At 62.2% G+C, this 21,570-nt stretch carries 19 protein-coding genes and 1 pseudogene; 9 read left to right on the forward strand and 11 right to left on the reverse strand.

Features of this window, described 5'->3' with window-relative positions; genetic code table 11:
* Nucleotides 1-338 (reverse strand): annotated as a pseudogene (locus JV201_RS11975) (hypothetical protein); the annotation flags it as partial.
* 70 nt (nt 339-408) lie between these two features.
* Here JV201_RS11975 and JV201_RS11980 point away from each other — a divergent pair.
* From JV201_RS11980 to JV201_RS11995, 4 genes are all read left to right on the forward strand, one after another.
* On the forward strand, nt 409-2,466 hold the full coding sequence (locus JV201_RS11980) for a methyl-accepting chemotaxis protein (RefSeq protein WP_219406959.1): 2,058 nt from the start codon (nt 409-411) through the stop codon (nt 2,464-2,466).
* Nucleotides 2,467-2,536: 70 nt separating this feature from the next.
* On the forward strand, nt 2,537-3,442 hold the full coding sequence (gene gcvA, locus JV201_RS11985) for a transcriptional regulator GcvA (protein WP_087693730.1): 906 nt from the start codon (nt 2,537-2,539) through the stop codon (nt 3,440-3,442).
* Nucleotides 3,443-3,517: 75 nt separating this feature from the next.
* Nucleotides 3,518-4,345 (forward strand): DMT family transporter, encoded by an 828-nt coding sequence (locus JV201_RS11990; RefSeq protein ID WP_219406960.1) that lies wholly within the window; start codon nt 3,518-3,520, stop codon nt 4,343-4,345.
* Nucleotides 4,346-4,388: 43 nt separating this feature from the next.
* Nucleotides 4,389-5,150, forward strand: a complete 762-nt coding sequence (locus JV201_RS11995; protein ID WP_003215653.1) for an SDR family oxidoreductase — start codon at nt 4,389-4,391, stop codon at nt 5,148-5,150.
* 63 nt (nt 5,151-5,213) lie between these two features.
* On the opposite strand, the gene tkt is transcribed toward JV201_RS11995, so the two are convergent.
* Entirely contained in the window at nt 5,214-7,274 is a 2,061-nt protein-coding gene (tkt, locus tag JV201_RS12000) for a transketolase (RefSeq protein ID WP_219406961.1), read from the reverse strand.
* Between the two features lie 189 nt (nt 7,275-7,463).
* On the opposite strand from tkt, the gene JV201_RS12005 reads away from it, so the two are divergent.
* Nucleotides 7,464-7,703 (forward strand): DUF465 domain-containing protein, encoded by a 240-nt coding sequence (locus JV201_RS12005; RefSeq protein ID WP_003215657.1) that lies wholly within the window; start codon nt 7,464-7,466, stop codon nt 7,701-7,703.
* A 125-nt stretch (nt 7,704-7,828) separates the two neighbouring features.
* Here JV201_RS12005 and JV201_RS12010 read toward each other — a convergent pair whose 3' ends face one another.
* A complete protein-coding gene (locus JV201_RS12010; protein ID WP_219406962.1) occupies nt 7,829-9,187 on the reverse strand; it encodes a VOC family protein in 1,359 nt (452 codons plus the stop codon).
* A 38-nt stretch (nt 9,188-9,225) separates the two neighbouring features.
* Between JV201_RS12010 and JV201_RS12015 the strand changes: the two genes are divergently transcribed.
* Nucleotides 9,226-9,423 carry a hypothetical protein gene (locus tag JV201_RS12015; RefSeq protein WP_177022110.1) on the forward strand — a complete coding sequence of 66 codons (198 nt, stop codon included), beginning with the start codon at nt 9,226-9,228 and terminating at the stop codon, nt 9,421-9,423.
* A complete protein-coding gene (locus tag JV201_RS12020) occupies nt 9,383-12,019 on the forward strand; it encodes a glucosidase (protein WP_219406963.1) in 2,637 nt (878 codons plus the stop codon). Before JV201_RS12015 ends, JV201_RS12020 begins: the two co-directional genes overlap by 41 nt.
* Before the next feature lie 130 nt (nt 12,020-12,149).
* Here the strand turns inward: JV201_RS12020 and JV201_RS12025 are convergent, their stop codons facing one another.
* On the reverse strand, nt 12,150-12,464 hold the full coding sequence (locus tag JV201_RS12025; protein ID WP_017479029.1) for an SCP2 sterol-binding domain-containing protein: 315 nt from the start codon (nt 12,462-12,464) through the stop codon (nt 12,150-12,152).
* 56 nt (nt 12,465-12,520) lie between these two features.
* Nucleotides 12,521-13,231, reverse strand: a complete 711-nt coding sequence (locus JV201_RS12030; RefSeq protein ID WP_219406964.1) for a histidine phosphatase family protein — start codon at nt 13,229-13,231, stop codon at nt 12,521-12,523.
* 193 nt (nt 13,232-13,424) lie between these two features.
* Between JV201_RS12030 and sohB the strand changes: the two genes are divergently transcribed.
* Nucleotides 13,425-14,450 (forward strand): protease SohB, encoded by a 1,026-nt coding sequence (gene sohB / locus JV201_RS12035; RefSeq protein WP_008434663.1) that lies wholly within the window; start codon nt 13,425-13,427, stop codon nt 14,448-14,450.
* 151 nt (nt 14,451-14,601) lie between these two features.
* Here the strand turns inward: sohB and JV201_RS12040 are convergent, their stop codons facing one another.
* Both JV201_RS12040 and JV201_RS12045 read right to left on the reverse strand, forming a co-directional pair.
* Complete coding sequence (locus JV201_RS12040; RefSeq protein ID WP_102605150.1) at nt 14,602-16,131, reverse strand: MFS transporter; 1,530 nt, start codon at nt 16,129-16,131, stop codon at nt 14,602-14,604.
* Nucleotides 16,128-16,613, reverse strand: coding sequence for a heme-binding protein (locus JV201_RS12045; RefSeq protein ID WP_219406965.1), 486 nt, complete (start codon nt 16,611-16,613; stop codon nt 16,128-16,130). The genes JV201_RS12040 and JV201_RS12045 overlap by 4 nt, the downstream gene beginning before the upstream one ends.
* A 103-nt stretch (nt 16,614-16,716) precedes the next feature.
* Between JV201_RS12045 and JV201_RS12050 the strand changes: the two genes are divergently transcribed.
* On the forward strand, nt 16,717-17,598 hold the full coding sequence (locus JV201_RS12050) for a LysR family transcriptional regulator (protein WP_102605152.1): 882 nt from the start codon (nt 16,717-16,719) through the stop codon (nt 17,596-17,598).
* A 141-nt stretch (nt 17,599-17,739) separates the two neighbouring features.
* Here the strand turns inward: JV201_RS12050 and dhaL are convergent, their stop codons facing one another.
* From dhaL to JV201_RS12070, 4 genes are all read right to left on the reverse strand, one after another.
* The gene (dhaL, locus tag JV201_RS12055) at nt 17,740-18,384 is read right to left on the reverse strand and encodes a dihydroxyacetone kinase subunit DhaL (protein ID WP_003215682.1); all 645 of its coding nucleotides are present in this window, start codon (nt 18,382-18,384) and stop codon (nt 17,740-17,742) included.
* A gap of 3 nt (nt 18,385-18,387) precedes the next feature.
* Entirely contained in the window at nt 18,388-19,389 is a 1,002-nt protein-coding gene (locus JV201_RS12060) for a dihydroxyacetone kinase subunit DhaK (RefSeq protein ID WP_003215684.1), read from the reverse strand.
* Between the two features lie 181 nt (nt 19,390-19,570).
* The gene (locus tag JV201_RS12065) at nt 19,571-20,686 is read right to left on the reverse strand and encodes an erythritol/L-threitol dehydrogenase (protein WP_008434653.1); all 1,116 of its coding nucleotides are present in this window, start codon (nt 20,684-20,686) and stop codon (nt 19,571-19,573) included.
* 28 nt (nt 20,687-20,714) lie between these two features.
* Entirely contained in the window at nt 20,715-21,470 is a 756-nt protein-coding gene (locus JV201_RS12070; RefSeq protein ID WP_008434650.1) for an SDR family oxidoreductase, read from the reverse strand.
* Nucleotides 21,471-21,570: the final 100 nt, after the last annotated feature.

The raw sequence follows: 21,570 nt of genomic DNA on the forward strand, positions 1-21,570 counted from the left end.
TCCTGATTCAGCAAGCACTCACCCTGTGGCGAGGGAGCTTGCTCCCGCTGGGCTGCAAAGCAGCCCTGAACCCTGCAATCGATATCGACCTGACGGAACACCAGTGCCTGCTTTGGGGCCGCTTCGCAGCCCAGCGGGAGCAAGCTCCCTCGCCACAGGTTGTCGTCTGCCCTTACGCTTGCGGTATTGGTCAGACGGTTACCGTTCTGCCACCTGCGCTGAGTGCTTTCGCCCCATTTTCGCGCACGGTACAGCGTGTTTTGCACGACGTCCCGCCTATCCAGCGGGCCCGACAACAGCGGTCCGTTTCTTGCTAGAGCCAGCTTAATCAATGACATGGCATTTTGCCGTCAATCATTTCAAAGCTTGATTCGCTGTTGAGGCGAGTGGTTCTAGGAGTAGTCGGACATGCAAAGTGTGTTGTCGCCAGGTATCCGCCTGCTCGGACGTTTTGGATTCGCGCGCAAGTTCCAGATCCTGTTTTTCCTGTTCATGCTGCCCCTGGCGGGCAGCCTGTGGATGATCGCGCAGGAGTACCGCACCAAGCTGACGGTGATTTCCAATGAGCAATCCGGGGTGCGCGAACTGCTGGCGCTGGATGCCCTGGACGCCCAACTGACCGCCCAGCGCAACCTGGCGGCGCGCTGGAAAGCTGCCGACATCCTCCACGACCAGACACCCGCGGCCAAGGCGGCCATGACTGCGGTCGATACCAATTTCCCGCTGATCCTGCAAAGCGTGCAGGCCCTGGGCGAGGCCCTCAAAGCCCAGAACGCCCGCCCGGATACCCTTGCACGTTTTGAGGCATTGCAAGCCTCGGTCACGGGCATGGATTCCCAATCCCTGCGCACCGTGGGCTGGTGGCCGGATGGTTATGACCGCTTCACGTCTGCGCTGAGCGCGATGCAAACCCTGCGCGAACAGATCACCATGGACACCGGGTTGATCCTCGATCCGTGGCTTGAAACCTATTTGCTGATGCAGATTTCCACCCAGCAAACCCCCGACCTGATCGAGCGTATCGGGCGTATGGCGAGCGTCGGGCAGTCATCCATCGCATCGGGGCAGTTCACCCTGCAAAGCCGTTTGCAGATGCGTGATTTGCGCGGTCGCATCGGCGATGCAAGGGACCAGTTGGTCAAGGCCGCCGCATCCCTCAAGGCCAAGCAATACCCGGGGCTGCAAACCTGGATCGCGCAATACGACGACAGCTTGCAACTGCTGGACAACGAACTGAAGACCCTGGACGAAGGCGTGTTCGGCGGCACCATCAAGCTCGATACCACCGGCTTCGAACGCAGTGTGGATGGCATGCTTGGCGCCCTCGGCGCGTTGCGTAAACAGTCGCTGACCTCGCTGGACGCGCGCCTGGGTTACTACCGCGACAGCTCGCTCAAGCAATTCATCCCGGTGGCGGTGACGTTCAGCGTGCTGGCCCTGGCAGCCCTGTACCTGTTCGTGTGCTTGCAGGCATCGATTCGCCGCAGTGCCAGCGGCATCACCACCCTGGCCGAATCCCTGCGCGACGGTAATCTGTGCGTTGAAGTGGCGGTGGAAGGGCGCGATGAACTGGCGGCCATCAGCACGGCGCTCAACGTGGCGGTGGTGCAGTTGCGCACCAGCCTGCTGGGGGTCAATCACGAGACGCAGCAGTTGGGCTCTGCGGTGCTGACACTCAATTCGCAATCGGGCAGCACGCTGACCGAAGTGGAAGACCAGCAACAGCAGATCAGCCAGATTGCAGCGGCCGCCACACAGTTGGCCGCGACCTCCATGGGCGTCGCCAAGAGCTGCGAGCAGGCCTCCGGCAGCGCGCAGAAAACCCGGCAGATTGCCGAGGACAGCAGCCGCGACAGCCAGCGCACCACCGCGAGTATCCAGCAACTCAACCAGCGCTTGACCGACACCTCCGATGCATTGGAGCGCGTCAGCCAGCAGGGCCAGCAGATCCAGTCGGTGGTTGACACCATTCGGGGTATCGCCGAGCAGACCAACCTGCTGGCGCTGAACGCTGCCATCGAGGCTGCGCGGGCCGGTGAACAGGGGCGGGGATTTGCGGTGGTAGCCGATGAAGTGCGCAGCCTGTCGCAACGGACCCAGGCTTCCACGGCGCAGATCGCCGGCACGGTCGACAGTTTGCGCGCGACGGTGAGCCAGGCGGTCACCCTGATGGGCGTGGCCTGTGAGCAGGCGGTGACCGATGCCGAGTCCGTCACGGGCCTGGGCCATCGCCTTGGGGAGATCGCCAGCGCGGTGCAGAGCGTCACTGACACCCTGGCGCAGATCGCCACGGCGGTTGAGGAACAGGCAGCGACGGCGGATGAAGTGAGCGGCAATATCCAGCAGGTTGACCAGGCCGCCGGGCGATTGCTCGACGGCGCGCGGGCGGTGAACCAGGCGGCGGATATGTTGAGCAAGGGCAGCCGGGCGTTGAGCGACAACACGGCGCGGTTCCAGCTGGTTTGAGGGGCGGCCCACAGCGCAATGAATAGATGTTCTATCATGAGCATCTATTCATAAGCGGTGAAGCAATGCCATGAGAGACCTGCCACCCACCTCGACATTGCGCGCCTTTGAGGTTGCCACACGCCACGCAACCTTCACCTCGGCGTCAGAAGAGTTGCATGTCACCCAGAGTGCCGTCAGCCATCAGCTCAAGCACCTTGAAGAACTCTGGGGATTGCAGTTGTTCCAGCGGGGCAAGTCACTCAGCCTGACGCCTGCCGGAGCAGCCCTTGCGCCGATCGTGCGCGAGTTTTTCATGAACCTTGAGGCGACACTCGCGGACCTGCGCGAGCAAAAGGGCAGGGTCCGGCTCAAGGTCAGTACCACCTATTCCTTCGCGCTGAAATGGCTGCTGCCCCGATTGCCGAGCCTGGCCCAACGGCACCCTGAAATATTGGTCACCCTGGACTCCAGCGACAAGATCATCAACTTCTCCAGTGCGGAGGCTGATGTTGCAATCCGCCTGGGCAACGGGAATTACCCGGCGCTGTATTCGGAGTTCCTGTTCCGCGAGCAGATTTTTCCGGTGGCCAGTCCCGATCTGTTGAAGCGCTTTGGCCGGCCACACACACCCGCCGAACTGCTGCGCTATCCCTTGCTGATGCGCGACGGCGCCGACCTGGTGCCGAAGTGGGAAGTATGGTTCCAGCACGTCGGGCTCGCGATTGCGCCGCTCAAGGAAAGTGTCAGGTTTGCGGACACCAACATGACGATCGAGGCGGCTTTGCTCGGCCAGGGCATTGCATTGGCGCGCAGTGGGCATGTGGAGTCAGAGCTGAGCGATGGCAGCCTGGTGAGGCTGTTCGATGTGCCGTTCCCGTCACCGGTCGCTTATTACTTTGTCTGCCCCAAAGGCATCGAGTCCCAGCCGCATATCGTCAGCTTTCGTGATTGGCTGATGCAGGAAGCCGTAAACGCCGGACTGGCTTACGAATAAAGCATGAGGATTTGCTCATTCTTCAATGAGCAGACTTCGCTTCAGTTAAGGCGCCGGTTTGCTTAGGATGGGCGCATGCCTTATCCCATTATTCTCCTGGTCCTCTTCGCTGCCTTACTGCACGCCAGTTGGAATGCGCTGCTGCGTGGCGGCGCCGACCGGCTCTGGTCGATGACGGTGATGTGCCTGGCGGTCGCTATCGCCAGTGGCGGCGTTGCGGTGTTCCTGGACCCTCCGGCGCCAGCCAGCTGGTTTTATGTGGTGCTGTCAGCGGTGCTGCACGTGGGCTACAACCTGTTCCTGGTGCGTAGCTACAAAGTCGGAGACCTGGGGCAGACCTATCCGATTTCACGCGGCTCCTCGCCGGTGCTGATCACCCTGGGTGCCGCGGTGTTTGCCGGGGAGAGTGTCTCGGCCAGCTCGCTTCTGGGCATTGCCCTGGTGTCGGGCGGCATCATTTCCCTGGCGTTCAGGGGGCGCCGGCTCGCCGTTCCCAGCCTGCCATACGCCCTGGGCACCGGCTGTTTCATTGCCGCCTACAGCGTGACAGACGGCATCGGCGCGCGCCTGTCGGATGCGCCGATGGCCTACACGGTGTGGATGTGCGCCTTGTGGGGCGTGTTGATGCCGGCGGTGTATATCGGCCTGCGGGGCCCGAAAAGTCTGTTCAGCCTGCGGCCCGGGTTTTTCACGGCCTTCGCCGGTGGGCTGGTGTCGCTCCTGGCCTACGGAATCATTATCTATGCCATGGCCGGTGCGCCCATGGGCGCGGTCTCGGCCTTGCGCGAGACCAGCGTGCTGTTTGCGGCACTGATCGGCTATTTCTTCCTGGGCGAGACACTGACGGTCCGCAAGGTGCTGGCGTGCGTGGTGATTGCCACCGGCACCATCCTGATCGGCTGACAGCAGGCAAAGCATTTTCCACCACCACATGAAGGTTCGCGCAATGGATACCGTCCCGCAGGCACCGCTGATTCTGATAACAGGTGGAAGTCGTGGCGTTGGCGCCGCCACCGCGCGGCTGGCCGCCGCACAAGGTTATGACGTGGCGATCAGCTTCGTTTCCGATGAGTCTGCCGCCCTCGCGGTGGTGGCGGATGTAGAAGCGGCAGGGCGCCGGGCGTTGGCCGTACGCGCGGACAGCGCAGACCCGGAACAGGTCGTCCAGTTATTTGCGGCGATAGATCGGACGTTCGGGCGCATCGATGTGCTGGTTAACAACGCCGGGATCAACGCGTTGCAGTCCCGGGTCGAAGACTTGCCGTTCGAGCGGATGCAGCGGATTTTCGCGGTCAACGCGATCGGGCCGATGCTGTGTGCCCAGCAAGCGGTGAAGCGCATGTCGTTTCGTCACCAGGGGCGGGGTGGTGCCGTGATCAATATCTCGTCGGCATCCGCCCGGCTGGGCAGCCCCAACGAATATGTCGACTACGCCGCATCAAAGGGGGCTCTCGAGACCTTCACCATCGGGTTTGCCAAGGAAGTGGCCAGGGAGGGAATACGCGTCAACTGCATCCGCCCGGGGCATATCTACACCGACATTCACGCCAGTGGCGGGGAGCCAGGGCGGGTTGATCGCGTGAAGGATTCGATCCCCATGGGCCGCGGCGGTCAGCCTGAAGAAGTGGCTCGGGCGATCCTGTGGCTGGCAGGCGCCGAGGCATCCTTCATCACCGGTACGTTCCTGGATGTCACCGGCGGGAAATGAGCAGCAGGGCATGGCCTACCGAGGTTTTCCTCGGTAGGCCACGCCCGGCATGCATGCACTGGGTCAGCTGTTGAGCCTGACTTGCTCCTTCGCCAGCTTCACCACATTGTCCAGGGTAAAGCCGAACTTGGCCTGCAACTTGGACAGCGGTGCCGAGGCGCCAAAGCTGTTCATCACCACCTTGGCCCCGGTTTGCCCCACGTAGCGATCCCAACCCAACGGGCCGGCCTGTTCCACCACCAGTCGTGCCTTCACTGCGGGTGGTAGCACGCTGTCGCGATAGGCCTGGTCCTGTTCTTCGAACAGTTCCCAGCTGGGCATCGACACCACTTGCGCCGCCACGCCTTCAGTCTTCAGTTGCTCATAGGCTTCCACCGCCAGGCTGACTTCACTGCCGGTGGCCATCAGGATCACCTGGGGCTTATCGGCGCCGGCCAGCACATAAGCACCACGGGATGTACCCGTCGCCGCTGCGTATTTCGTGCGGTCCAGGGTCGGCAGGTTCTGCCGCGACAGCACCACGCAGGTTGGCCGATGGGTCTGGGCCAGGGCGATCTTCCAGGCTTCCAGGGTTTCATTCGCGTCGCCCGGGCGCAGGGTCAGCAAGCCCGGCGTCGCCCGCAGTTGGGTCAGGTGTTCGATGGGCTGGTGAGTGGGGCCGTCTTCGCCGACACCAATCGAGTCATGGGTAAACACGAACACCACCGGCAGTTCCATGATCGCCGCGAGACGAATCGGCGGTTTCATGTAGTCGCTGAACACCAGGAAGGTCGAGGTGTAGGGCCGCAGGTATGACAGCGCCATGCCGTTGGCAATCGCGCCCATGGCATGTTCACGAATGCCGAAGTGCAGGTTGCGCCCGCCGTAGTTCTCGGCGCTGAAGCGCCCGGCGTCGTCGAACGTCAGGTTGGTCTTGGTGGACGGCGACAAGTCGGCCGAGCCCCCCAGCAGCCATGGGATCTGCTTGGCAAACKCATTCAACACCTCGCCACCGGCGGCACGGCTGGCGACGCCTTTGGCATCAGTGGCAAAGCTCGGCAGTTGCTCCTGCCAATGCTCGGGCATCTCGCCGGCACGCATGCGGCGCAGTTCATCGGCCAGTTCCGGTTCGTACTGTTCGAGGTGGGACAGGGTCTCAGTCCATTGCTCATACAGCGGCTTGCTGCGCTTGAGCAGTGCATCCCGCAGGACCGTGCGCGCTTCATCCGGCACCAGGAAGCTTGAGTCTTCGGGCCAGCCATACGCGGCTTTGGTCAGGCGGATTTCTTCATCGCCCAAAGGCTCGCCATGGGCCGACGCGGTGTTGTGTTTGTGGGGCGAGCCATAGCCAATCACGCTGTCGACCACGATCAGCGTCGGTGCCCCGGTGTTTTTCTGGAAGGTGCTAAGCGCGTCGCTCAAAGCCAGCAGGTTGTTCGCATCGGTGACGTGCAAGGTGTGCCAGCCATAAGCCTGGAAACGCTTGATCACGTCTTCGCTGAAGGCCAGTTCAGTGTGGCCTTCGATGCTGATGGTGTTGTTGTCGTAGATCCAGCACAGGTTCTCCAGCTTCAAGTGCCCGGCGATGGACGCGGCTTCGCTGCTGATGCCTTCCATCATGTCGCCGTCGCCGCACAGGGTGTAGACGTTGTAGTCGAACAGCACCTGGTCGTCACGGTTGAAACGCTTGGCCAGCCAACGCTCGGCCATGGCCATGCCGACGCTGTTGGCGCACCCCTGGCCGAGGGGGCCGGTGGTGGTTTCCACACCGGTGGTCATGCGGTATTCGGGGTGGCCGGGGGTTTTGGAGCTCATCTGCCGGAACTGCTTGATGTCGTCCAGGCTGATGGCCGGTTGGCCGGAGCGCTTGCCGTGGGCATCAATCTCCACCACACCGGCCAGGTGCAGCAGCGAATACAACAGCATCGAGGCATGGCCCACCGACAATACGAAACGGTCACGGTTGGGCCAGTCGGGGTGCTCGGGGTGATAACGCAGGAAGCGGCTCCACAAGGTGTAACCGACGGGCGCCAGGCCCATGGGAGTGCCGGGGTGGCCGGAGTTGGCCTTTTGCACAGCGTCCATGGCGAGGGTACGAATGGTGTTGATGCACTGGGTGTCGACAGCGTTGGCAGCGTGATTCATGGAACCTGTTCTCCATCGGGTGACGATCTACAGTGGAGGGCAGCGTGCGCCAAAGGTTTTATGAAATCGTCTGCCCCGCGACGAACGGGGACGCAAACGCGACAGGTTGATCTCAAACATGACAAGAGCCCGCCGGATGGGCTAGCTTCAAGGGGTATTCAGTCAATGATCAACTTGCGGAGGTACTCCATGCCAGTGAAACACGACCTGTATCAGGACCTGGGTTTGAGCAAGGAAGCTATTCATGAACGCAGGGCGAGCGATAACCGATTGGATTCGCTGCTCCACCAATACGACAGCGCCGACAAGGAGGTGCTGGAGCTTGAGTCCTCAAGCGGCGGTGACGAGGAGCTGGAGAAGCTGAAGAAGAAACGCCTGTTGATCAAAGACAAGATCGTCGAGCAACTGGAGAAAGCGACGGCCAAGTAGAAGATTTGTTCAGAATTGCCCGAAAGACAGCAGCACCGCCGCTGCCTATCATGCCAACCGTTCGCCCGGCACTGGGGCTCTTAGACGGCGCATGGAATGCGCTGTGGCCGGGCGAACTCTCTCTTTCAAGCCAGCAGCGCGCGCTTGCATTCGTCAATCGAGCGCTGCTGGGTTTCACCGTACAACTTCAACTCGTCGATAGTCTGGCGACCCAAGGCCTTTTCGAACTCGGCCTGGTTGGAGTTGGCCGCGTAGTGACTCTGCGCCGCATCCCCCAGGTTCGACTGAAAAATCCCCGCCGCACTCACCGGCAGAAAATCTTCGTACACCAACGGCTCCACGTCCACGTGGCCGGCGGCGATCAGTTCGTCCAGGGTTTTAAACTTGTCCTGGGCGGCCAAGCCTTTCTCGGTTACGAAATAGCGGAAGTACGCCAGCTCCTGTTCGCGCATCTCGCGGTGATTGTCGGGAAACGCCTGGAAGTGCTGCTCCATCAATTCGGTGTAGCGCCCGGCATTGGCCTCATTCGGAAACGCGCCCAATTCATCCCGTGCGGCATTCAGCAATTGGTCGTACAGCGCGCGGCCCTTGGGGGTCAGCGCCACGCCGCGTTGTTCGATTTCACCAAAGCGCGCGCTGTGGCTGCCCTTGGCATCGGTAAAGGCAATGGCTTCATCCAGGGCCTTGAAGCTGGTCTGGCGCAGCAGTATCGGGCACTGGCGGCGGGGCGGGCCTTCGATCACCGCCTTGGGGGTGATGCCTTTGCCGGGCATTGCCGCCTGCACCTGGTCAATGTCCAGGGTGCGCGGTGTCAGGTGGTTGATGTGCGGGCCCTTGAAGGCGACCACGTCGGCGATCAGCCGGTGCTGGTCACTCAGTTGCTGGTATTGCGCGGCCGTGACGGTGGCGGTGTGGTGCCAGCGGAAGGTTTCCAGGGCTTGCTGGATAAACTCTTCGGCATGGGCGGCATCGAGGCCGCCGTCGGCTTCGGCTTGCTGGATCAACTCAAGGGCGCGTGGGGTGAAGATCGAACGCTTGGCCAGGGCTGACTGGGCGAAGGCCCGCAGTTCCGGGTTTTCGATCAACTCCAGGCGCAGCAGCGAAGTGAACACCCGGAAGGGGCTGGTTTGCAGGGCGCTTTCATGCACGGCGCGAAAGGCGGTGGAGTGCACCGGTACCCCGGCCGGCGTGAGGTCGTAATAGCCCACCGGCTGCATGCCCATCACCGCAAACAGGCGGCTGATGGTCGCCAGTTCTTCAGCGGTGCCCAGGCGGATGGCGCCGTGGCGCTCCCTGTCCAGGCGCTGGATTTCCCCGGTGCGCTTCAGTTGGTGCGCCAGCGCGGTGTCGGTTTCCAGCACCCGGGCATTGGTCTCGGCCACCAGTTCCATCAACGCTCCGTACAGCGGCACTTCATCGCGGTACATGTCGGACATGGCTTTGGAGAAGCCTTTGCGAATCTCGTCAGGGCTGACGGTGGGCATAGAAAAATTCCTGGCGGCTATAGAGAGGAAAAGCACGGATGCCTGATTTTGTTGGGCCTGCCGGCGCCTTGCAAACGAAGATTCCTCTGGACTTCATTCTGCAAATGAATGAGTTGGATGACGTCAGCTTCACGTGCATCTCACCGTCGAAGGGCTCTACACTGGCCGTCACCTCTGAACGCGACGGAAGACTCGATGACGGCACAGCCTGCGACGAACATTCTGGAAACGATTGAAGGCCAGCGCCTGGCCAAACCTGACGGCGAACGCTGGCGTGACTGGGGCCCCTACCTGAGCGAACGGCAATGGGGCACGGTGCGCGAAGACTACAGCGCCGACGGCGATGCCTGGCGCTACTTCCCCCACGAACATGCCCGCAGCCGCGCCTACCGCTGGGGCGAGGATGGCCTGGCGGGCTTCAGCGACAAGGCCCAGCGCTGGTGCCTGGGCCTGGCGCTGTGGAACGAGCGCGACGCGATCATCAAGGAGCGCCTGTTCGGCCTGAACAACGCCGAGGGCAACCACGGCGAAGACGTCAAGGAACTGTACTTTTTCGTCGATGGCGTGCCGAGCCATGCCTACATGCGCATGCTCTACAAATACCCTCACGCGGCCTTTCCCTACGATGACCTGATCACCGAGAACGCCCGCCGTGGCCTTGGAGATGCCGAATACGAGATCCTCGATACCGGGGTTTTCGAAGACAACCGCTATTGCGATGTCACCGTCGAATACGCCAAGCACCAGCCCGATGATGTGTTCATGCGCATTACCGTGCACAACCGTTCGGACCAATCCACACGCCTGCAGGTGTTGCCGCACCTGTGGGCGCGCAACGACTGGAGTTGGACCCACGATGCCCCCAAGCCTGAATTGCGCCTGGAGGGCGAACAGGTGGTGGCGCGGCACCATGAGCTGTTCGATCGCCACCTCAGTGCCTGGGGCCAGGACGGGGTGGAATGGCTGTTCTGCGAGAACGAAACCAACTACCCCAGGCTGGACGGGCAACCGGCGCCGGGGCCGTTCAAGGACGGGATCAACGACTATGTGACCACGGGCCTGGAATCGGCTATTCGCCGGGATTCGGGCACGAAAGTGGCCGCGCGTTTCATCCTGGAACTGGCGGGTCAGGAAAGCAAAACCCTGTACCTGCGCTTCGCCCCGGCGGAGGCTCCGTGGATCAATGCGCGCAAGCTGTTCGAAGAACGCCGTCAGGAGACTGATGATTTCTACGCGGCGCTGCAGCAGGGCATCGCCGATGAAGACGCACGCAACGTGCAGCGCCAGGCCCTGGCCGGGTTGCTGTGGTCCAAACAGCTGTACTACTTCGACGTGAATCAATGGCTCGACGGCGACCCGGCCCAGCCCGCGCCGCCGCCCGAGCGTTTGCATATCCGCAATACCCATTGGCGGCACTTGTCGAATTTCGACATTCTCTCGATGCCCGACACTTGGGAATATCCGTGGTATGCCTCCTGGGACCAGGGGTTCCAGGCGGTGGCCGTTGCCCTGATCGACCCCGGTTATGCCAAGCAGCAACTGTTGCTGTTGGTGAAAGACCGCTTCATGCACCCCAACGGTCAGTTGCCGGCCTACGAGTGGCGTTTTGACGACGCCAACCCGCCGGTGCATGCCTGGGCCAGTTGGCGGGTGTATCAGCAGGACAAGGCGCTGAATGGCGTGGGCGACATGGATTTCCTCGAGCGGATCTTCCACAAGCTGCTGCTGAATTTTTCCTGGTGGGTCAACCGCAAGGACGCCGAGGGCCGCAACCTGTTCCAGGGTGGGTTTCTTGGGCTGGACAACATTGCGCTGTTTGATCGCTCGGCTGATTTGCCGCCGGGTTATCAGTTGGACCAGGCGGACGGCACAGCGTGGGTTGCGGCGTACGCGCTGGACCTGATGCGTATCGGCCTGGAATTGGCCAAACGCAACGTGGTGTATGTGGATATCGCGGTGAAGTTCTTTGAGCACTTCCTGTATATCGCCGGGGCGATCAACCGCGTCGACAATGGCGATGAAGGCTTGTGGGATGAGCAGGACCAGTTTTTCTATGACGTGCTGCATCGGCCTGGCGGTGAAAGCGAACCGGTGCGCCTGCGCTCCATCGTCGGCCTGATGCCGCTGTTTGCGGTGCTGGTGCTGGAGCAGCGCGAGCACGAAGGGCTGGAGGGGTTGCGCGAGCGATTGCTGGGTTTTATGAAACATCGGCCGGACCTGGCCAAGCTGGTGTCGCGCTGGAACGAGCCGGGGCAGGGTAATCGCCTGCTGCTGGCGCTGTTGCGGGGGGAGCGGACCAAGGATTTGCTGCGGCGGATGCTGGATGAGTCGGAGTTTCTCTCCACCTTTGGGGTGCGGTCGCTGTCGAAAGCGTTCGCCGAGGAACCGCTGGCGCTGAAGATGAATGGCAATACCCTGTGTGCCCGCTATGAACCGGCGGAGTCCGATTCGCGGCTGTACGGCGGTAACTCCAACTGGCGCGGGCCGTTGTGGATGCCGGTCAACTACATGCTGATCGAATCGTTGCGGGAGTTTCACCGCTACTACGCGGATAATTTCTCGGTGGAGTATCCGGCGGGGAGTGGGTATCTGGCGTCGCTGGAGGAGGTTGCGCAGGGGCTGAGCCAGCGGTTGACGAGCCTGTTTCTGAGGGATGAGAACGGTTCAAGGCCGTCGATGGTGGGGTATGCACAGTTGGAGGCGGACCCGGCGAGCCGCGACCTGGTGTTGTTCCATGAGTATTTTCATGGCGAGACCGGGCGGGGGTTGGGGGCTTCGCATCAGACAGGGTGGAGTGCGTTGGTGGCGCTGTTGTTGCAGCCAAAAACCTGAAAACAGCACAATCAAAATGTGGGAGCGGGCTTGCTCGCGAAAGCGGTGGGTCAGCCAACAAATCCTGCGCTGATACACCGCTTTCGCGAGCAAGCCCGCTCCCACACGGGTCTTGCCAGGGTTGCCCTGATCAGGCCGGGAACAGCTCGCTCAATTTCATGGCCAGCATCATGTCGCCTTCAGTGCGCAGTTTGCCGCCCATGAATGCCTGCATGCCGTCGGTGGAGCCGTCAACGATGCCTTTCATGGTTTCGCCGTCCATCACCAGGGTGACTTGGGCGTCCGGGTTTTCACCTTCCAGCAGTTCGCAGGTTTTGTTTTTCACGACCAGCGAGAAGTTCTGGGTGTCGTCGATACGGAAACCGAACACCAGGTCCAGGCCGTCGGCAGCGGCTGGGTTGAATTTGGCTTTCATTGCTTCTACGGCTTTAGCTACGTCAGTCATGGTTTCGATCCTTTTATGGTGAGTCCAGTGACCTTGGGGTCACGGTTGGCCGCAATTCATCGGAAAGTGATGAGCTGCGGCGCCTTCAACAGTTGCAAGTGGGTATGGCTGTTGAAGGAAGCCAGTGCCACCTCGCGACCACGGAATTTCAGCTGGTTGAGCGAGGTGTTAACAATTTGCCAGTTCAGTTCGAAGGCCTGTGCGGCAGGCATTCGGGTAATCAGGTGGAGCAGGGCCGTGATGGTGCCGCCGGAGGTGAACACGGCGATCTTGTCACGGTTGTCGGCGGCTTCGAGGAGGCGTTGCAGGCCACCCTTAACACGTTCGACAAATCCCAGCCAGCTTTCCAGGCCCGGCGGGTCGTAGGTGCCGGCCAGCCAGCGTTCGATGATCAGGGAAAAGATGCGCTGGAATTCGCCACGGTTTTGCGCGGCGTTGCGCAGGATATGCAGGGCTTCGGGTTCGCTGTGCAGCAGGTCCGGGAGCAGGGCGCGGATGATCGCCTCGGCGTCGAACTCGTTGAACGCGCTGTCGATTTCCAGCGTGGGTACCGGCAGGCCGAGGGCGCTGTATTGTTCGAAGGCGGCGGTAGCAGTGTGCTGCTGGCGGCGCAGGTCGCCCGACACGCAGCGGTCGAAGCCCAGGCCCAGTTCCGCCAGGTGGCGGCCCAGCACTTGCGCCTGTTGCACACCGATGGGCGACAGCACGTCGTAGTCGTCTGCACCGAAGGAGGCCTGGCCATGTCGAATCAGGTAGATGCTGCCCACGTCCGTTTTCCCGGTACGTTGAAAGTCTGGCGAGGTTATGAGGATGCCGGGAAGCTGTCAATGAAAAAACATACGCTTGTTTTAAAAGGTCGTTAGAGGCCCGCTGCTGGCGGTTTGATCACTGGCCCCATGGCGGTGGCGTCGGTATGCTTGGGCAATCCGCCCCTGGCGCACTGCACTTGTAAGGAGTCACATGGATTTTCTGGCCGAGTACGCTACTTTCCTGGCTAAAACCGTCACCCTGGTCGTCGCCATCCTGGTGGTGCTGATCAGTTTCGCCGCACTGCGCAGCAAAGGCCGCCGCAAAGCTGCCGGCCAGTTGCAGGTCAGCAAGCTCAATGACTTCTACAAGGGTTTGCGTGAGCGCCTGGAGCAGACCCTGCTCGACAAGGACCAGCTCAAGGCCCTGCGCAAGTCTGAAGGCAAGGCCGAAAAGAAGAAGGGCAAGAAGAAGCCAGAAGCCAAGCCACGGGTGTTCGTGCTGGATTTCGACGGCGACATCAAGGCCTCGGCCACTGAAAGCCTGCGCCATGAAATCACGGCACTGCTGAGCCTGGCCACACCCAAGGACGAAGTGGTGCTGCGCCTTGAAAGCGGCGGCGGCATGGTTCACAGCTACGGCCTGGCGTCGTCGCAACTGGCGCGTATCCGCGAGGCGGGCGTGCCGTTGACCGTGTGCATCGACAAGGTCGCGGCCAGCGGCGGCTACATGATGGCGTGCATCGGCGAGAAGATCATCAGCGCACCGTTTGCCATCCTTGGCTCGATTGGCGTGGTGGCGCAGTTGCCCAACGTCAACCGCCTGCTGAAGAAGCACGACATCGACTTCGAAGTGCTGACCGCCGGTGAATACAAACGCACCCTGACCGTGTTTGGCGAAAACACCGAGAAGGGCCGCGAGAAGTTCCAGGAAGACCTGGACATCACCCATCAACTGTTCAAGAACTTCGTGTCGCGCTACCGCCCGCAGCTGGCCATTGATGACGTGGCCACCGGTGAAGTCTGGCTGGGCGTCGCGGCGCTGGACAAGCAACTGGTGGACCAGCTGCAAACCAGCGACGAATACCTGGCGACCAAGGCCAAGACCGCCGAGGTGTTCCACCTGCACTATGCCGAGCGTAAAAGCCTGCAGGAGCGGGTGGGCCTGGCGGCCAGCGGTTCGGTCGACCGGGTGCTGCTGACCTGGTGGAGTCGCCTGACCCAGCAGCGTTTCTGGTAACAATTCAACTGACGTTCGAAGATCAAAATGTGGGAGCGGCGGTGCGACGATTCGACTTGCTCGCGAATGCGGTGGATCAGTCACAGATGTATTGACTGACCCACCGCATTCGCGAGCAAGCCCGCTCCCACATTGGGTCGTGGTGGTCGCATTATCGGGTCAGTAAAGAGGCCTGCGGCACCGCCGGTATGGGATGCCGCATCAACGATCCCACCACCAACGCCCCCAGCAAACCCAACAACCCCGCCACCCATAGCACCACGCTGAACCCGCCGACGAACGCCTGCCGCGCCAGTGGCTGCACCGTGTCCCGCGCGGACTCGGGCAGCAACGCCATGGCCGCTGGCATATCGCCAGCCACTACCCGTGAAGCAATCCCTGCCGCCTGTTCCTGCCACTGGGAGCCGATGCTCGTGTGCAGCAACTGTTCGCTATGGCTGCTCAACAACGCCCCATACACCCCGATCGCCAACATGATCGCGCTGAAGCGCATGGTGGTGCTCATGCCCGACGCCATCCCCGCGCGGTCCCGTGGCACGCAAGCCATGATGTTTTTCTGCGTATCGCCATTGAGCAATCCCGCGCCGGCCCCCGTGACGGCAATCGCCAGGGCGAACGGCAGATAACCACCGATATTGACCGCCCAGGCACTCAGCAGGTTGCCGCAACCCACCAGCGCCAGCCCTGTCGCCATCAGAGTGGCCGGGGCAAAGCGGCCGGCCAGGCGTGCGCCTATCCGCGGACAAATCAACATGGTCAAGGCAAACGGCAACATGCCCAGCCCGGAGGCAATCGCGGAGAACCCCAGGCCGTTTTGCAGATAGAACGGCAGCAGCGTCATCATCACCTGGGCACAGCCGGCGTAGGCGAACATCCCCAGCAGTGCGCCGATAAAGCGCGGGTGCCTGAACAGTTGCAGGTCGACCATGGGCCGCTGTTGCAGGCGTTCGGCGAGTACAAAAACACCCAGCAACGCAGCGCCTCCCAGCAGCCGCGCATAAGTCAGCGGGTTGTCCCAGCCGATACGGTTGGCTTCGATCAAGCCCCAGATCAGGCACAGCAGGCTGGCACTGAAACTCAGGCTGCCCCAAGGGTCGAGCCTTGCAGCCTGGGCATCGCGGGATTCCGGAATCGCGCGCAGCACCAGCCCCATCAGCACCAGGCCGACCGGCAAATTCAGATAGAAAATCCAGCGCCAGCCCAGGTACTGGGTAATCAACCCGCCGAGGGTCGGTGCGGCGGTCATCGCCACGCCCATGCACGCGCCCCAGAAGGCCCAGGCCTTGGCGCGTTCCACTTCGTCATGGAAGGTATGGCCGATGGAGGCCAGGGCCGAGGTCAGCAGCAGCGCTGCGCCGACACCTTTGACGGCGCGAGCGATATCCAGGAACAACGCATTCGGCGCCGCACCGCAGCCGAGGGAGGCGAGGATGAAAATACCCAGGCCCCAGACCAGGGTCTTCTTGCGGCCAAAGCGGTCGGCAATGCTTCCGGCCGGCAATAACAGGGCGGCGAAGGCCAGCATATAAGCGCTGACCACCCATTCGATATCGGCAAAATTCGCCCCCAGGTCCCGGGCGATGCTCGGCAGGGTCACGGCGACGATATTGGTGTCGAGCACGATCAGCGAACAGACCCCGGAGGCGGTCAGCAGCGTCAGGCGCGGGCTGACCTTGCTCATGGCTGCACCGAAGCCACCGCCGCGAGGGCGATCTCGTCATCGTGGGCCGGAGTATCTGCGCTGATGCCGATGGCGCCTACTACCCGGCCTTCAAGGATGATTGGCTGGGCGCCCTTCATCATCAACAGGCCGGCGGTGATGGCTGCCGGGCGGCCGTTGTTGATGGCGTTTTCCAGGTCCCCGGACGGCCGCTTGAAGAGCGCTGAAGTGCGCGCCTTGCCCTGGGCCAGCTCGATACCGGCCACCACGGGAGCGCCATCCATGCGCAGCGTCAGGATCGGCCAGCCACCGTCATCGACGATGGCCACGGCGCAGGGCCAGCCCTTGTCGGCGGCGACCTTGCGCGCGTGTGCGGCGATCTGCTGGGCCGTTGCCAGGCTCAGGATTGCCTTGTGGGCAATGCTTGCCGGGGCTTCTGCGGCCAGCGCTGCGGGCACGGTGCAAAGACCGGCAAGCACCAGGACCAATGATTTGACGAACATGGGAAAGCCTCTCTACTGTGAACGTACCGCGAGCTTATCCCCGGCAGGTGGCGTCCTTGTTAGGCGCCATACAGAACTTCATTACCTTTGAGCTAATCCTGCGATGGAAATACGTCATTTCCGCTACTTCCTGGCGGTTGCCCGGCAACGCAATTTCACCCGTGCTGCCGAACAGCTGGGTATCGCGCCGCCGACCCTGAGCCGGCAGATCCAGGACATGGAAACCACCCTCGGTACGCGCTTGTTTATCCGCCGCCAGCGCGAGGTCAGCCTGACCGAGGCGGGCGCGGCCTTGCTGATCGAGGCAGAGGCCACCGTGCGCCAGTTCGAGTTTGCCCAACGCAATGCCCAGCGCGCCGGGCGCGGCGAAATCGGTCATATCGAACTGGGTTATGTGGCGTCGGCGGTGTATTCGGGGTTGTTGCAGCGCCAGGTGCAGTCGTTCTGCGCGGACTGCCCGGACGTGAGCCTCAGCGTGCGCGAGAGTCCCATGGCGGCGTTGCCGGGGCTGGTGGCGGAGGGGCGTTTCGACATTGGCTACATTCGTTCGCCGATGACCTTGCCTGATGGGGTCGAAGCGGTGCGGTTGAGCAGTGAAGGGTTTGTGCTGGCGTTGCCCCAGGATTCGTGGCTGCTGGGGTTGAAGGCAATCAGTTGCGAGCACCTGCAGAACGAGACCTTCATCTTGCCCGAGCAGATCAGCGGCACGCTGCACGTGGCGGCGCAGGGTGGTTATGCGCCGCGACTGGGGCCGCAGCCGGGTGGGTTGGTGGCGGTGATTGCGTTGGTGTCACTGGGGCAGGGCGTGGCGGTGGTGCCGGAGTCGGTGGTGGGGCATGTGAGCTTGCCGAATGTCGTGTACCGCAGCATTGAAGGCAGCGAGGCGTCGTCCTGGTTGTCGCTGATTTACCGGCGCTTTGAAAAGGCGCCGGCGGTGGCGCGGTATATAGAGCAGGTGAAGCAGGTAGCCAGGTTGAAGGTTTGATCGCGGCGGGTTAGGTGCTTCACGGGTTAAGTGTGTTGCTGCCTTCGCGAGCAAGCCCGCTCCCACATTCGACGGCATTCCAAAGATGGAACTCGGTCGAAGGTGGGAGCGGGCTTGCTCGCGAAGGGGTCATTTCAAGCACTACACCAACCGCGGTTGAACCGAATCCGCCAATCGCGTCAGTATCAAGCAGCACGATACCGCTCCGGCATCCAGTACACCCAACGAGCGCTCGCCCAGGCGGCTGGCACGCCCAATCTTCGCCACCAGATCCCTGGTGGAATCCCGCCCCCGCGAAGCAGCACTTTTCATCGCCTCCAGCGCATCGCTGAATGACGCTCCTGACCCATGGGCCTGTTCAAACGCCTCCACCGCCGGAATCAAGGTATCCATCAAACACTTGTCACCCACGCCGGCTTCGGTGATGTCCTGCAATGAGGTCAGCCCGCCCCGCAGCAAATGGGCAAAGGTCGCCGCGTCAATCTGTTCGCTGCCGCGCACCTCATCCGCCATGCCGATAAACAGGCTGCCATACAACGGCCCCATGGAGCCGCCGATGCCTTCCATCAGGCTCAGTGTCAACTCATCCAGGGCTTCGGCCAGGGTCAGTTGGCGGCCTTCAATGGTGCGCCCGCAATGGGCAAATCCCTTGGCCATGTTGATGCCGTGGTCGCCATCGCCAATGGCGCCGTCGACTTCGCTCAGGTACTCGCGGTTGGCAACGATCACGCTCACCAGGTCGGCGACGATGGCGCTGCCGTCGTGGGTGGAGAAATGCTGGCTCATGGTTTAGTCCGCCTGGGTCATGCCGATGGAACGGCAGGGTTGGTCGATCAGGGATTTCAGCTCGGCGTCCAGGCCCAGCAAGGTCAGGGTCACGCCCATCATTTCCAGGGAGGTGAAGTAGTTGCCCACGTAGCAGCGGTGAATCTTCAAGCCCCTGGCTTGCAGCTGACGTTCAACCTCGGCGTAGAAAATGTAAAGTTCCATCACCGGCGTCGCACCCAGGCCCGAGACCAGCACCACCACGCTGTCGTCCTGGCTGAAGTCGCGGTCGGCGAGGATCGGCGCGAGCATGCGGGCCGCCATGGCCTCGGCGGATTCGATCGGGATGACTTCAATGCCCGGTTCGCCGTGATGGCCGATGCCCAACTCCATCTGCCCGTCGGGAATCTGGAAGTTCGGCTTGCCCACCGCTGCGATGGTGCAGGGCGTGAGGCCGATGCCGATGGAGCGGCAGTTGTCGACCGCTTTCTGGGCGACACGAATCACCCCGTCCAGGTCGTAATGCTGGGCCGCGGCTGCACCGCCGACCTTCCACATGAAGATCTCGCCTGCCACGCCGCGACGCTTGGCGATGTCGGCCTTGGGCGCCGAGGCCACGTCGTCGTTGGCGACCACGGTGCGGATGCGCATGTCCTTGCTGGCGGCCATCTTCATCGCCAGCTTCACGTTCATGTTGTCGCCGGCATAGTTGCCGTACAGGCACGCCACCCCGGCGCCGTGGTCGGCGGCACGGAAGGCGTCGAAGAAGCTTTTGGCGGTGGGCGAGGAGAAGATTTCGCCGACGGCCACGGCGTCCACCAGGCCCGGGCCGACATAGCCAAGGAACGCCGGTTCATGGCCGGAGCCGCCGCCGGTCACGATGCCCACCCGGCCCTGTGGTGACGGCTTGGCCTTGCCGATCACCCGGGGATTGGTTTCGTATTGGCGCAGCTCGGGGTGCGCGACCAGAATACCCCGCAGCATGTCCTCGACCACCTGGTCCGGATCGTTTATCACTCGATTCATAACGCGGTTTCCTGTGTTCTTGTTCTTGGTGTGGGAGCCGGGGGCTTTTGTGGGAGCTGGCTTGCCTGCGATTGCATCGGCGCGGTGTCACAAATAGACCGAGGCGTCTGCATCGCAGGTAAGCCAGCTCCCACAAAAAGCCTAAGCCCGGCGCCCGCAGGGTTTTGTGTTATTGGGCCAATCAGGGTTCCAGGACGACTTTAAGCGACTTGTCCCCGCGCTCCATCACCGCAAACGCTTCCTTGAAGTCCGCCAGGGCAAACTTGTGGGTCACCACGTCGCGCATGTCGATCTTGCGGTTGCCGATAAAGTCGATGGCGCGCGGGTACATGTAGGGGCCGAGGTGCGAGCCCAGCACGTCCAGTTCCTTGCGGTCACCGATGATTGACCAGTCCACCGTGGCCTCGTCGTTGAACACGCTGAATTCCACGAAGCGCCCCAGCTTGCGCAGCATCGCCAGGCCCTGGTTCACCGCCTTGTGGTGCCCGGTGGCTTCGATGTAGATGTCGCAGCCGTAGCCATCGGTGATCTCGCGAATCTTCGCCATCACGTCGACTTCGGCCGGGTTCCACACTTCGTCCGCGCCCATGCGCAGGGCGAGGGCAGCGCGTTCGGGTTTCATGTCGAGCACGATGAGCTTTTTCGGGTTGCGCATGCGCACCGCACCGATGATCCCCAGGCCCAGGGTGCCGGCGCCGGCCACCACCACGATGTCGTCGAAATCCACATTCGCCCGTTCCGCCGCGTGCAGCGAGCAGGCCAGGGGTTCGATCAGGATGGCTTCGTCCGGGGCAATCGAGTCCGGTACTTTGTGGATGATGCCTTCCTTGGTGAAGATCATGTACTGGGCCATGGCGCCCTGGACGTTGTTCTGGAAGCCGTACAAGTCGTGTTTCTGGCACATCCAGTACTGGCCGTGGTTGCAGAAGCGGCAGCCCCAGCACGGCACGATCTGTTCGGAAATCACCCGGTCGCCGACCTTCACCCCGCGCTTTTCCGCGCCAGGGCCGAGGGCGACCACGCGGCAGACAAACTCGTGGCCGGGAATCATCGGCGGCTTCACGTAGCGCGGCTGCTCGGCGTCGCCCCAGAACGAGGGCGCGCCGCGGTAGGTCTTGATGTCGCCCATGCAGATGCCGCACAGCTCGACCTTGGTGAGGATCTCGTCGGGGCCGGGCGTCGGCACATCGACGGTCTCCAGGCGATAGTCTTCGGGGCCGTGACAGACCACGGCCTGCATGGTTTTCGGAATGACGGGGGACAGTTGTTCGGCAGTGCGTTCGGTAACGGTAGACATGACGATAAACCTCACGACAAAAGATCAATTACTGGATGCTGTAGCCACCGTCGATCACCACGTTTTCCCCGGTGATCATCTGTGCGGCGTCGCTGAGCAGGTACAACGCCAGCCCGGCGATTTCTTCCGGCTGGGCAAAGCGGCCCGCCGGGATCTGCAATTTGGCCCGTTCCCCCAGCTCGCCCGCCCAGGCCTTTTTACCGAGGGCGGTTTCGACGATGGTCGGGGAGATGGCGTTGACGTTGATGTGGGGCGCCCATTCCATGGCGAGCACCTTGGTCATGCCGACCACGGCGGCCTTGCTGGCGCAGTAGGCGACGTGACGGTCCAGGCCGATCACCGCCGCTTGGGAGGCGAGGTTGACGATGCGCCCGCTGCCCTGGGCCAGCATGTGCCTGGCGCAGGCCTGGGCCACGAAGAAACTGGCCTTGAGGTTGATGTCGAGAGTGGTGTCCCAGGCGTTTTCACTGACGTCCAGGGCCTTGTCCAGCAGGGCCACGCCGGCGCTGTTGACCAGGTAATCCAGGCGTTTGAAGTGATCGAATACGTAATCGACGGTGCTGTGCACCTGGTCGAGTTGGCGCAGGTCCACGGCGATGCCGATGTTCCCGGCGCCGAGGCTGGCGGCGACTTCGACCACGGCCGGGTCGCGGTCCAGCAGGGCCACCCGCGCGCCGCGTTCCACCAGCAGGCTGGCACAAGCCAGACCGATCCCGGCGGCCCCGCCGGTGATCACGGCGCAGCGGCCGGTGAGGTCGAAGGCTTGATTCCAGAATCCAGACATGAACATGACTCCATTTTTCAGATCGGTGGAGATCCAATGTGGGAGCGGGCTTGCTCGCGAAAGCGGTGTATCAGGTGGCACATCTGTTGAATGATCCACC

The organism is Pseudomonas sp. Colony2 (genome assembly GCF_019382755.1).
Taxonomy (GTDB): domain Bacteria; phylum Pseudomonadota; class Gammaproteobacteria; order Pseudomonadales; family Pseudomonadaceae; genus Aquipseudomonas.